This is a genomic window from Bacillus sp. EKM208B, assembly GCF_011800725.1.
Classification (GTDB): domain Bacteria; phylum Bacillota; class Bacilli; order Bacillales; family Bacillaceae; genus Bacillus; species Bacillus velezensis.
Genome location: NZ_JAANHO010000002.1, coordinates 115,627 through 128,214, shown reverse-complemented (window position 1 = coordinate 128,214; position 12,588 = coordinate 115,627). Strand labels below are relative to the sequence as shown.

At 44.9% G+C, this 12,588-nt stretch carries 13 protein-coding genes; 10 read left to right on the top strand and 3 right to left on the bottom strand.

The window, feature by feature from the left end:
- The first annotated feature begins 130 nt into the window (after nucleotides 1-130).
- Nucleotides 131-508 carry a DUF308 domain-containing protein gene (locus G9F75_RS03390; protein ID WP_087920773.1) on the top strand — a complete coding sequence of 126 codons (378 nt, stop codon included), beginning with the start codon at nucleotides 131-133 and terminating at the stop codon, nucleotides 506-508.
- A gap of 34 nt (nucleotides 509-542) precedes the next feature.
- Here the strand turns inward: G9F75_RS03390 and ispG are convergent, their stop codons facing one another.
- From ispG to G9F75_RS03375, 3 genes are all read right to left on the bottom strand, one after another.
- A complete protein-coding gene (ispG, locus tag G9F75_RS03385) occupies nucleotides 543-1,661 on the bottom strand; it encodes a flavodoxin-dependent (E)-4-hydroxy-3-methylbut-2-enyl-diphosphate synthase (RefSeq protein WP_170616544.1) in 1,119 nt (372 codons plus the stop codon).
- Nucleotides 1,662-1,793: 132 nt separating this feature from the next.
- Nucleotides 1,794-2,096 (bottom strand): LysM peptidoglycan-binding domain-containing protein, encoded by a 303-nt coding sequence (locus G9F75_RS03380; RefSeq protein WP_003153022.1) that lies wholly within the window; start codon nucleotides 2,094-2,096, stop codon nucleotides 1,794-1,796.
- Between the two features lie 91 nt (nucleotides 2,097-2,187).
- Nucleotides 2,188-2,952: a DUF1189 domain-containing protein gene (locus G9F75_RS03375; protein WP_014418394.1), complete on the bottom strand. Its 765-nt coding sequence runs from the start codon at nucleotides 2,950-2,952 to the stop codon at nucleotides 2,188-2,190.
- 158 nt (nucleotides 2,953-3,110) lie between these two features.
- On the opposite strand from G9F75_RS03375, the gene G9F75_RS03370 reads away from it, so the two are divergent.
- From G9F75_RS03370 to pstB (G9F75_RS03330), 9 genes are all read left to right on the top strand, one after another.
- A complete protein-coding gene (locus G9F75_RS03370; RefSeq protein ID WP_007408301.1) occupies nucleotides 3,111-3,593 on the top strand; it encodes a DUF456 domain-containing protein in 483 nt (160 codons plus the stop codon).
- Nucleotides 3,594-3,758: 165 nt separating this feature from the next.
- Nucleotides 3,759-4,364 carry a superoxide dismutase SodA gene (gene sodA / locus G9F75_RS03365; RefSeq protein ID WP_003153025.1) on the top strand — a complete coding sequence of 202 codons (606 nt, stop codon included), beginning with the start codon at nucleotides 3,759-3,761 and terminating at the stop codon, nucleotides 4,362-4,364.
- A gap of 119 nt (nucleotides 4,365-4,483) precedes the next feature.
- The gene (locus G9F75_RS03360; RefSeq protein ID WP_012118002.1) at nucleotides 4,484-5,773 is read left to right on the top strand and encodes an MFS transporter; all 1,290 of its coding nucleotides are present in this window, start codon (nucleotides 4,484-4,486) and stop codon (nucleotides 5,771-5,773) included.
- 101 nt (nucleotides 5,774-5,874) lie between these two features.
- Nucleotides 5,875-8,022: a peptidoglycan D,D-transpeptidase FtsI family protein gene (locus G9F75_RS03355; protein WP_121984388.1), complete on the top strand. Its 2,148-nt coding sequence runs from the start codon at nucleotides 5,875-5,877 to the stop codon at nucleotides 8,020-8,022.
- Between the two features lie 155 nt (nucleotides 8,023-8,177).
- On the top strand, nucleotides 8,178-9,080 hold the full coding sequence (locus G9F75_RS03350) for a phosphate ABC transporter substrate-binding protein (protein WP_007408304.1): 903 nt from the start codon (nucleotides 8,178-8,180) through the stop codon (nucleotides 9,078-9,080).
- A 48-nt stretch (nucleotides 9,081-9,128) separates the two neighbouring features.
- Entirely contained in the window at nucleotides 9,129-10,058 is a 930-nt protein-coding gene (pstC, locus tag G9F75_RS03345; RefSeq protein ID WP_007612605.1) for a phosphate ABC transporter permease subunit PstC, read from the top strand.
- On the top strand, nucleotides 10,058-10,942 hold the full coding sequence (gene pstA, locus G9F75_RS03340) for a phosphate ABC transporter permease PstA (protein ID WP_007408306.1): 885 nt from the start codon (nucleotides 10,058-10,060) through the stop codon (nucleotides 10,940-10,942). The genes pstC and pstA overlap by 1 nt, the downstream gene beginning before the upstream one ends.
- Nucleotides 10,943-10,960: 18 nt before the next feature.
- Entirely contained in the window at nucleotides 10,961-11,767 is an 807-nt protein-coding gene (gene pstB / locus G9F75_RS03335; protein WP_014418390.1) for a phosphate ABC transporter ATP-binding protein PstB, read from the top strand.
- Between the two features lie 11 nt (nucleotides 11,768-11,778).
- Nucleotides 11,779-12,561, top strand: coding sequence for a phosphate ABC transporter ATP-binding protein PstB (pstB, locus tag G9F75_RS03330; RefSeq protein ID WP_121984389.1), 783 nt, complete (start codon nucleotides 11,779-11,781; stop codon nucleotides 12,559-12,561).
- Nucleotides 12,562-12,588: the final 27 nt, after the last annotated feature.

Genomic DNA, 12,588 nt, shown 5'->3' with positions numbered 1-12,588 from the left:
CACACTCCTATAAATTCATCCCTTCAAGTGTAACATAAACAATTAACAATACCAGAAAAGTTTAGCAAACATGAATCCGTAAAAAACGCGGAAACTAAAAAAGCTCCTTTCATAAAAGAAAAAGGGGGAATTGAAGGTGGCATACGATTACGAAAATCGAAAAGGCAACGACTACTATGTGGATCATGGATCGGAAGGAACCGATATCACGCGTGATGTTTATTCAGAAGAAACAGCGGCTGAAATTTCAGAGCCATATCGTGCTTCTGACCGGGCAGCAGACCGTGATGATAACCGGGACGGAGTAAGTGAAGGCCGGGGGATAGGGTATGCAGCATTGGCTATTTCTATCATTTCCCTGTTTGTGCTCCCTGTTTTATTAGGGGCATGCGGCATTATCGTCGGCTATATCGCCAGAAGAAGAGGAGCAGGCGCTTTAGGCGGATGGGCGATGGGAATCGGTATTGTTTCCCTTGTGCTCGGCATCTTCATTACACCGTTTTTTTAACACAACGCAAAAAAAAAGCTTGGCGGAATATCCGTCAAGCTTTTTGTGTTTCTTGTTCTGCTTTTGCTTTTTCCGCTTCAAGCTTTGCGTAGTGTTCTTCTGCCAGCTTATCGATTTCTTTTTTCAGCTCATCGACCATGGTTTCTTCAGGGACTTTGCGGACGATTTGGCCTTTGCGGAAAAGAAGTCCTTCGCCGCGCGCGCCGGCAATCCCGATATCGGCTTCTCTTGCTTCACCCGGTCCGTTAACGGCGCATCCGAGAACGGCTACTTTAATCGGCGCTTTGACTTTAGAAATATATTCTTCCACTTCATTTGCGATGCTGATAAGATCAATTTCGATCCGTCCGCATGTCGGGCATGAAATAAGCGTAGCCGCGTTTGAAGCAAGACCGAATGATTTCAGCAGTTCTCTGGCTACTTTTACTTCTTCAACCGGGTCGGCGCTCAGAGAGATCCGGAGCGTGTTTCCGATTCCTTTGCTTAAAATCGCTCCGAGTCCGGCCGCGCTTTTTACCGTTCCGGCAAACAGCGTGCCCGATTCTGTAATTCCGAGGTGGAGCGGATAATCAAATGCTTTTGACGCTTTTTCGTATGCTTCTATGGCTAGATTGACGTCAGACGCTTTCATGCTGACGATGATGTCATGAAAGTCAAGGTCTTCCAAGATTTTGATATGATGAAGCGCACTCTCAACCATTCCGTCAGCAGTCGGATAGCCGTATTTTTCTAAAATGCGTTTTTCCAAAGAACCCGCGTTTACGCCGATCCGGATCGGAATTCCTTTTTCTTTCGCCGCTTTTACGACGGCTTCCACTTTTTCGCGGCGGCCGATGTTACCCGGGTTGATTCTGATTTTGTCGGCGCCGCCCTCAATTGCTTTTAATGCAAGCTTGTAGTCAAAATGAATATCGACAACGAGAGGGATGGAAATTTGTTTTTTGATGTCGGCAATCGCGTTAGCGGCGCGTTCGTCCGGACATGCCACCCGGACAATTTGGCAGCCGGCTTCGGCTAAACGGTTGATTTCCGCAACTGTTGCTTCTACGTCGTGTGTTTTGGTCGTCGTCATACTCTGAATGACGACTTCGTTATTTCCGCCTATTGTTAAAGGTCCCACTTTGACGGGACGCGTTTTTGTACGATGTGTGATTTCACTCACTTGTCAATCGCTCCTTAATTGTAGTTACCGCTTTTGCAGGCTGAGCCTTTTACATGTCAGGCAACTTCTATTTACATGTTATATTGTAACAGTGTATTTGCCGAACTGACAAGAAATTAACGTTTAATTGCGGTAGACGGGGAATTTATAAGCGGTGCCTGCCTGAATGGCGTTTGCTTTTACATTCGGATTCAGCGCTTCAAAATCTTGTGCAATATCATCTGGCGCTTTATGTGCGCCGACTATCGACATCACCGTATCGCCTTTTTTGACCGTAACCGTTCTGTATGAAGCTTCCTGTTGGGCTGGCTGCGCCGCCGCTGCGTATGCCGGAAGGTCTTGAGAAGGGATCGTGCCGATTTTAAGATCGTAAAAGATAATGAATATCACAAATAAACTGCCGAATACAAAAGTAAGCCGCTTCATTCCAACCGCCTCCCGCATACATTTTTACTTCATTGTATGCTTGTCCCATTTTGTTCATGACAAAAAAGAAGACCGCCGGGGGCAGTCTTTGTTACACAGCTGTTTTTCTTGGCGGTATCTCTTTTAAGACGAGGAAAAGGATGATAAAGTTTACAAACCAATTCACTAAAAATTCACTCGGCACCGTAATAACAAGCGCGCGCATGATCGTAAAGAATATGGTCGAAAGTGTAATGGAATAAGCCGAAAGCTTCCAGAGCTGCTGGTAATTCAATGTCTTTCTTTGCGCATTTTTCAATATCAGGCCGATGACGGCGAGAAATGATACTTCAATGAATTTTCCGGCCGCTGTCATGATGAACAGCAAAACGGACAGGACGGTGACGATCATTGTTTTATTTTGGTTTAATGCTGATATGATTTCTTTTTTTGTGATATCAGCAGGCATCAGCGAATAATTCATTTCTGTCGCCTGTCCGTCTACAGCAAGCACCATTTTATTTTTCAAAATGCCGATCGCATTTTGTTTCGCCGCTATTTGTTTAGCGCCGTAAGCATCCGTCGGATCAAACACGATGACGAACCCGTTCGCTTCCGTTTCCTTAGAGGCGGACGCTTTCGTCTGCAATTCTCCGTTTGAAATGCTGAAATCAGGGAAATCTTTCTTTAACACGGTTTTGAAACCGTTCATTGAGTTTACGGTGCCGGAGCAAAGGTAATAAGCGCTTGGCAGCGTAAAAAGGACAGACAGCAAAAATACATAAAGGATCGCTTTTCCTATCCCCTGAAACCGTGTTTTTGCAATATCTGCCGGAGAGTATGTACTTTTCAATAAAGCCGTAAATATGTTCAACATCTTCACTTCCTAGCCTAAACTGGTATATGTTGCTTATTGTATCGTTCACAGGGGATGAACACAAGTGAGAGTATTTAAAGCGGTGATAAGGAATCATACATAATAAGATAAAGCGGGAAGCGGTGATCGCCCGCAAAACAAAGGAGGGTGTTTTTGTCATGAGTGTTTTGTATTGGCTGATGATCATTGCGGTCTTCGTCATTGCTTTTATCGGGCTTGTATATCCGGTGATTCCAAGCGTTATTTTTATTGTGGCCGGTTTTCTTCTCTACGGATTTTTGTTTTCCTTCAGTCCTTATTCTTACCTGTTTTGGCTCATTGAGGCGGTATTTGCGGCCGTTTTATTCGCCGCTGACTATGTGTCAAATTTACTTGGCGTTAAAAGGTACGGAGGAAGCAGGGCGGCAATCTGGGGAAGCACGATCGGATTATTGATCGGGCCCTTCGTTATTCCCGTGGCAGGCATTATATTAGGCCCGTTTATCGGTGCTCTCTGCGCTGAGGTGTTTGTTCATCAAAAGGATATCAAGTCCGCGGCAAAAGTGGGGCTCGGCTCGTTAATCGGCTTTTTAACAAGCGTGGCGGCAAAAGGCGTCATTCAGCTCTTTATGATCGGATATTTCTTATGGACGGTGCTTTAGAAAGGTTTAATTTCGGCCGTGAACGGATAAAGTGTAATATGTCTGCTGGAATCGCCGGATTGTGAGCTTTTTCATTGATTACCACGCTTTCTTTTGTTACATTGAGATTAGAAAAGTTCGCGTTAAGCGGCATTTCAGTACATATATTTAAAGGAGGAAAAAATTATGGCTTACAAACTTCCAGAATTGCCTTACGCTTATGATGCTTTAGAACCGCATATCGATAAGGAAACGATGACGATTCACCATACGAAGCACCATAACACATACGTGACAAACCTCAACAAAGCGATTGAAGGATCAGCGCTTGCAGAGAAATCTGTAGATGAGCTTGTTGCTGATTTGAACGCAGTGCCGGAGGACATCCGCACGGCAGTCCGCAACAATGGCGGCGGACATGCAAACCACTCTTTATTCTGGACTCTTTTATCTCCGAACGGCGGAGGCGAACCGACTGGTGAGCTTGCTGAAGAGATCAAAAGCACGTTCGGAAGCTTCGATCAATTTAAAGAAAAATTCGCCGCAGCAGCTGCAGGCCGTTTCGGTTCAGGCTGGGCTTGGCTCGTTGTAAACAACGGCAAACTTGAAATTACAAGCACGCCAAACCAAGATTCACCGCTTTCAGAGGGTAAAACACCTGTTCTCGGTCTTGATGTTTGGGAGCACGCGTACTACCTGAACTACCAAAACCGCCGTCCTGATTACATTTCAGCTTTCTGGAATGTTGTGAACTGGGATGAAGTTGCCCGTCTTTACAGCGAAGCAAAATAATTGAGTTGAATGATCACAAGGTCTCCCGCGGGAGACCTTGTTTTTTTATTGACTTTGATTCCTCTTACATATCTCAGTTTGAGTGAGACAAACTAATGTGTAGTAAAGGGGAGTCAATGATGAGCAAAATAAAAAAAATTATCGGCGACATCGAAATAAATAAAGGGCTGCTGCTGTTATTGACGATTGGCGGCCTTTACTCATTGGGCATCGCGCTGTCAAATACATTTGTCAACGTGTATTTGTGGAAGCAGTCGGGAAAATTTATTGATTTGGCCATATACAATTTGTCGGTCGTGACGATGCAGCCGGTTACCTTTCTGCTGGCGGGCCGGCTGGCTAAAAAAATTGACAGAGTGTTTATTCTAAGGTTCGGCGTTATCTTTTTGGCCGCTTTTTATTTAAGTGTGCTGCTTGCCGGAGAAACTGCGGCTTCCCGTCTCGTTTTGATAGGGGCCGTGCTCGGAGTTGGATACGGCTTTTACTGGCTGGCTTTTAATGTGCTGACTTTCGAAATCACGGAACCGGAAACGAGAGATTTTTTTAACGGGTTTTTAGGCATTTTGTCTTCATCGGCGGGCATGATCGGTCCGATTGTGGCCGGATATGTCATTTCAAGACTTGAAAACAATACGGGTTATACAATCATTTTCAGCCTGTCGCTCGGTTTATTTGCCCTTGCCGTGGTCATGAGCTTTTTTCTGAAGCGGAGGGAGTCGAAAGGCCGGTTTATGCTGAAAAAAGTTTTTGATGAGCGCCACACGAATCTGAATTGGCGCCGGATTACCAACGCGCACTTTTTTCAAGGCTTGAGAGAAGGGATTTTTGTTTTTTTAATCAGCGTATTTGTATTCATTGCGACAAACAGTGAGCTGGCGCTCGGAACATTCGGCCTCGTCAATTCCGCGGTTTCTTTTTTTGCCTATTATTTTGCATCAAGGCTCATCAAAAAAAGAGCGCGGAAAAAGGCGATTCTTATCGGCGGATTGATCTTGTACGGCGCTCTGTTTCTCATTATTTTTAAAATGAGCTTCACGACGCTCCTTTTGTACGGAGTGTTTATTGCGATCGGCTATCCAGTTCTGCTCGTGCCGTATGTCTCGCTTACATATGATGTGATAGGCCGGGCGCGGCTTGCCAGAAAAGCCAGAATTGAATACATTGTGCTCAGGGAGTTATTTTTAAATGCGGGCCGGATCGTTTCCATCCTTTGTTTCCTTGTAATCGTTACATTATTCAAGGAAAAAGTGGGGATACCGGCGGCGCTCGTGCTGCTCGGAGCCGGGCATCCGCTGATTTATTACTTTATAAAAGACATCAAACTGGATACGGAAACTTCTGATGAAACAGTAGAAGAAGACCGACAAAAACAGGCGGCGGAACCGAATTTTATAAAAGGAGAAAGATAAAAGGGTTATCTGTAGAAAAATATCGAAAAAACCTTTAGAATGAAAAATGGCACCTGAACAGAAGGTGTCATTTCTTTCTGTAAATAAGAAAAGGTGATGTCATGAGGAGAAATAAAAAGAAAATAGCTGTAAACAAAGAAAAGAAAAAATCACTGCCGATCCGGCTTAATTTTTTGTTTTTGGTTGCGTTTCTTATTTTCACTTGGATTATCGTCGAGCTTGGCATCAAGCAGATCGTTCAGGGTGATGATTATAAAAACGCCGCTAATAAGCAAGAGGAGTCTGATGTCAGCACGGCGGTTCCGAGAGGGAAAATTTACGACCGGAACCTAAATCCCATCGTAACGAATAAAGCATTAAATGCGATTACATATACACGTTCAGCCTCAACCACCCAGGCGCAGCGTTTAAAAATCGCAAAAAAACTGGCGGGTATGATTAAGGTAAGCACCAAAAAGGTGACTGAGCGGGATAAAAAAGACTATTGGATGTTAACGAGGCCTGATGAAGCGAAAAAACTGATTACGGCTGAAGAAAACCAAAAAGCTGAAGACAAAAAACTGTCTGACGATGATTTATATCAGCTTCAGCTGAAACGCATCACAGACAAACAGCTGAATGAGCTCACTTCAAAAGACATGCAGATCCTTGCGATCAAAAGACAGATGGATTCAGGATACTCCCTGACGCCTCAATACATCAAAAATGAAGGCGTGTCGGCAAAAGAAATGGCCGTCGTCAGCGAACATTTAGATGAACTGCCGGGGGTTGACGTGACGTCTGACTGGGAACGGTCTTATCCAAATAAAGGGTTGTTAAAATCAGTTCTCGGCAGTGTCTCGAGCTCCAATGAGGGACTTCCTTCAAATCTTCTTGAGCATTATTTGTCACTCGGCTACAGCAGGAATGACAGAGTAGGAAAAAGTTATTTAGAGTATCAATATGAAAATCTGCTGCAGGGCCAAAAAGAGAAAGTGAGAAATGTGACAGATTCCTCTGGAAACGTAACAGATACAGAAACGGTATCAAAAGGTAAAGCCGGGGATGATTTAGTGCTTACTATAGATACCGAATTGCAAAAAGACGTTGAAAAAATTATTGAGAAAAATTTAAGGGCTGCAAAGGCAAGACCGAGTACACAGTTGCTTGACAGAGCATTTGTCGTAATGATGGATCCCCGTAATGGAGAAGTGCTTACAATGGCGGGTAAACAGATTAAACAAGTAGACGGCAAATATAAAATTGACGATTATGCACTAGGAACAATGACTTCCTCTTACAACATGGGCTCAGCTGTAAAAGGGGCAACACTGTTAACAGGTTATCAAACAGGTGCTATTAAAATCGGAAATATATTTACGGATGAAGTTTTAAATATTAAAGGCTCTCCTCCTAAAAAATCGGTAAGTGTAATGGGGCCAATAAATGATTTAACTGCACTTGAGCGTTCATCTAACGTTTATATGTTCAAAACGGCAATTGCAATTGGTAAGGGTAAATATATATCAGGACATTCACTGCCGCTTGATTACAGCGCATTTGATAAATTTCGTTATTACTTCAGTGAATTCGGTTTAGGGGTAAAAACAGGAATTGATCTGCCTAACGAAGCTACAGGATATGTGGGAACTAAAAGGCAGTCAGGTTTCTTGCTTGATTTTGCGATTGGCCAATATGACACATACACTCCGCTTCAAATGGCTCAGTATGTATCGACCATTGCTAATGGTGGCTATCGTATGAAGCCCCAAGTCGTGAAAGAAGTAAGAAAACCTTCAAAAAAAGGTATCGGGGCCGTCGTTGAATCTGTTAATCCGGAAGTGATGAACCGTCTTGATATGACGGAAAGTGAAATTAAACGTGTTCAACAAGGTTTTAAACTTGTTATGAATGGAGCTCAAGGGACTGCGAGAGCAAATTTTGCTAATAAAAGTTATAACCCTGCCGGTAAAACTGGAACAGCACAAGCTTTCTATGACGGACCTATAAAATCAAGAACTGGTGCTTATACTTATAACACAACCTTGGTGGCTTATGCTCCTGCAGATCATCCTGAAGTTGCTATTTCGGTAGTGGTTCCATGGGCTTATGAAGATTATAATGACAGGTATTCTATAACTAACGACATAGGGGAAGCAGCTCTGGACAAATACTTTGAGCTGAAAAAGAAACAAGAAGATAATAATACGAAGCAGAAAAACGAAGATAAAATTCAGGAAGACGCTGAAAACGGCAATACAAACAACTAATAGAAAAACGCTCACAACTTGTGAGCGTTTTTTTTATACAAAAAAACATCCGGATTTACAAAACCTTAACACTTGATTTATACGCATTTTACAAGAACCCTTTACTCTATACGTGTAGGACAAATTACACATTAAATGCAGGGGGAATTCAGGAAATGAAAAAAAACAAATGGATGCTTATGCTTCTGATGGCTGCTGTTATGATTGTTGCTGCAGCATGCGGAAATGCAAAGGAAAGCGGCAAGACAGACAGTCAATCTGCAAGTGAGGATAAAAAAGCATCAGGTTCTTTAACCATTTCTGGTTCATCAGCCATGCAGCCGTTAGTACTGGCAGCGGCGGAAAAGTTTATGGAAAAGCATCCGGATGCTGATGTGCAGGTGCAAGCGGGAGGTTCAGGAACAGGTCTTTCGCAAGTGTCTGAAGGGGCAGTGCAAATCGGCAACTCAGATGTCTTTGCTGAAGAAAAAGAAGGCATTGATGCAAAAGCCCTAAAAGACCACCGAGTAGCGGTAGTGGCGATGGCGGCTGCGGTCAACCCCGGTGCGGGCGTAAAGGATATAACCAAAAAACAGCTGACAGACGTCTTTACAGGTAAAATTAAAAACTGGAAAGAGCTTGGCGGTAAAGATCAAAAAATTACACTCGTGAACCGTCCTGATTCATCAGGAACACGCGCTACGTTCGTCAAATATGCGCTTGACGGAGCAGATCCTGCTGAGGGCATTACAGAGGATTCCTCCAATACAGTCAAAAAAATCATTGCGGAAACGCCGGGAGCTATCGGTTATCTGGCATTCTCTTATATAAACGATGACAAAGTAACGCCTTTATCGATCGGAGGCATCAAACCGGAAGAGAAAAACGTCGTCACAGGCGAGTATCCGATTTGGGCTTACGAGCACTCTTATACGAAAGGTGAAGCGTCAGGCCTTACAAAAACGTTTCTTGACTATATGAACAGCGATGAAGTACAGAAAAGTATCGTAAAAGATCAAGGCTACATTCCGATCTCTGATATGAAAGTCACACGTGACGCAAACGGCAAGCAAAGCTGAGGGGAGGGCGGGCTCCCCGCCTCTTCTTCCTTATAGGAGTGTAAACAAATGATAAATCACAGAGAAAAAGAGTCTGTAAGCGAACGCTTAATAAGCTCAAAACAAAACAGGCAATTGGATGAAGTCCGCGGAAGGGTGATTGTGTCTGTGTGTGCCGCGATTATCATTGCGGCATCAGCGGCGATCACAATTTTTCTCGGCATAAAGGGGCTGCAATCTTTTTTTGTAAATGGTGTAAGCCCGATTGAGTTCTTAACAAGTCTGAATTGGAATCCAACCCAGGCAAAACCTGAGTTCGGCGCGCTGCCTTTTATTTTCGGATCATTTGCGGTCACGGTTCTGTCCGCTTTGATCGCAGCGCCCCTCGGTATTGCGGGTGCCGTGTTTATGACGGAAATTGCGCCGACTTGGGGAAAAAAGGTGCTGCAGCCGGTAATTGAGCTGCTTGTCGGCATTCCGTCCGTCGTTTATGGATTCATAGGTCTTACAGTATTGGTTCCGTTTATCGGCTCTTTTAAATCAAGCGGAACGGGTCACAGCCTTCTGGCGGGGACGATCGTACTCTCGGTAATGATTCTGCCGACTGTTACATCGATTTCCGCTGATGCGCTTGCGTCACTTCCGAAACACCTTCGCGACGGTTCATATGCGCTTGGTGCGACGAGGTGGCAGACAATCAGAAAGGTGCTTATCCCGGCGGCGTTTCCGACATTGCTGACCGCTGTCGTGCTCGGGATGGCAAGAGCGTTCGGAGAAGCACTCGCCGTACAGATGGTTATCGGAAATACAAAGCTTCTGCCGGAAAGCCTGCTTGATACGGCGGGAACATTAACGACGATTATTACGTTAAACATGGGCCATACCACATACGGCAGTATTGAAAATAATACGTTATGGTCTATGGGGCTCGTTCTTCTCATCATGTCGTTTCTGTTTATATTGCTCATACGCTACTTGTCATCTAGGAGGAAAGTGTAATGAACCGGAAAATAACGGATAAATTGGCCACCGGTGTATTCGGGTTATGCGCCGCTGTAATCGCGGCGATTTTGGCAGGATTGTTTTTGTACATTCTTATTCACGGCGTCTCTGAAATCTCCTTGCATTTTCTTACGTCAAAATCGAGCGCCATTGCGTCAGGCGGCGGAATACGGGATCAGCTTTTTAACTCCTTTTACATTCTGTTTATCACCATGCTGATCACGATACCGCTTGGTGTGGGGGGCGGCGTCTTTATGGCTGAATATGCGCCCCAAAATAAAATCACTGATTTTATCAGAACGTGTATTGAGGTGCTGTCTTCGCTTCCGTCCATTGTCATCGGGATGTTCGGCATGCTGATGTTTGTCAACCTGACCGGATGGGGCTACACGATTATCGGAGGCGCGCTCGCATTAACCGTCTTTAACCTTCCCGTTATGGTCCGGGTGACAGAAGGCGCGCTCACTGCAGTTCCTAAGGAGCTGAAAGAAGCTTCTCTCGCTTTAGGTGTATCGAGATGGCATACCGTCAAAACGGTGCTGATTCCGAGTGCGATTCCTTCGATTTTAACCGGAGCCATTCTCGCATCAGGAAGAGTATTCGGAGAAGCGGCCGCATTGTTATTTACAGCGGGACTGACAACGCCGCGGCTGAATTTTACGGATTTGAACCCGTTTTCTGAATCATCTCCTTTCAACATTTTCAGGCCGGCTGAGACGCTGGCGGTTCATATATGGAGTGTCAATACGCAGGGAATCATCCCTGACGCCGAAGCGATTGCAAACGGCGGCTCGGCGGTGCTGGTGATTTCGGTGCTCTTGTTTAACCTTTGTGCAAGATGGCTCGGATCTGTCATTTATAAAAAGCTTACGGCAAACTAATCGGAAAGAGGCGAAAACATGATTGATCACATCATCAGGGAACATGCGGAACAGACAAAGCGTTCGCCGGAGTCTTCAATTTTGGAAGTGAAGCATTTATCAATTTATTACGGTGACAAACAAGCGGTTAAAGATGTAAACATGGATATTGAAAAACATGCGGTGACGGCTCTGATCGGTCCGTCCGGCTGCGGGAAATCAACATTTTTGAGACAGATTAACAGAATGAACGATGCCATTCCTTCGGCAAGAAGCGAGGGAGAGATCCTTTATGAAGGGCTGAATATTTTGGGGGAAGCGATTAATGTCGTGTCTCTCAGACGGGAGATCGGTATGGTGTTTCAAAAACCGAATCCGTTTCCGAAATCCATTTACAATAACATCACACATGCGCTGAAGTATGCGGGTGAACGCAGGAAAGCCGTTTTGGATGATGCGGTCGAGGAAAGCTTAACGAAGGCTGCGCTTTGGGATGAAGTCAAAGACCGGCTTCATTCATCGGCTCTTTCGTTATCAGGCGGCCAGCAGCAGCGCCTTTGCATCGCCCGTACGCTTGCGATGAAACCTGCCGTGCTTCTTTTAGATGAACCGGCTTCAGCTCTGGACCCTATTTCAAACGCCAGAATCGAGACGCTTTTGACAGAACTGAAAAAAGATTATTCGATTATTATCGTTACGCATAACATGCAGCAGGCGCTGAGGGTGTCTGACCGAACGGCTTTCTTTTTAAACGGGGAAGTGGTGGAATACGGGCAGACAGAACAAATTTTTACGAGTCCTAAAGCGCAAAAGACAGATGACTACATTAACGGAAAGTTCGGATAGGGGGAAGGACTGTGAGCCTTGTGAAGGAAGCGGTGCACACACAGAATTTATTTGATATTTACGGCATGAACGTATGGTACGGAGCTCATCAGGCTTTAAAAGACATTACGATCGGTTTTGAGGAGCGGAAGGTAACTGCGATCATCGGTCCGTCCGGCTGCGGGAAATCCACTTTTATTAAAACATTAAACTTAATGCTGCAAATGGCTCCGAATGTCAAAGTGACAGGCGACATGATCTATAACGGGCGCAATCTGCTGAAAGAAAAGACGGATGCGGCAGAAGTAAGAAAACAAATCGGTATGGTGTTTCAAAAAGGCAATCCGTTTCCGCAGTCAATATTTGAGAATGTCGTGTACGGTCCGAGAATTCACGGCGAAAAAAATAAAAAGAAACTGCTTGAAATCGCCGAGGAATCTTTAAAGGCAGCTGCGCTCTGGGATGAAGTGAAAGATCGCCTTCACCAGCAGGCGCTTTCACTGTCAGGCGGTCAGCAGCAGCGGCTGTGCATCGCAAGGGCGCTCGCCACCAAACCGGACGTCCTTCTGATGGATGAACCGACGTCCGCTCTCGACCCCGTATCCACGCGGAAAATAGAAGAGCTGATTTTGACATTGAAAGAAAAGTATACAATCGTCATTGTGACGCACAACATGCAGCAGGCTGCGAGGGTCTCTGATCAAACCGCGTTTTTCTATATGGGCGAACTGGTAGAGTGGGGGGATACGGACAAAATATTTTCTCAGCCGGATCATCAAAAAACACATGATTATATCACCGGAAAATTCGGATGAAAAAAACGGGCCCGGCCATTGATCGGG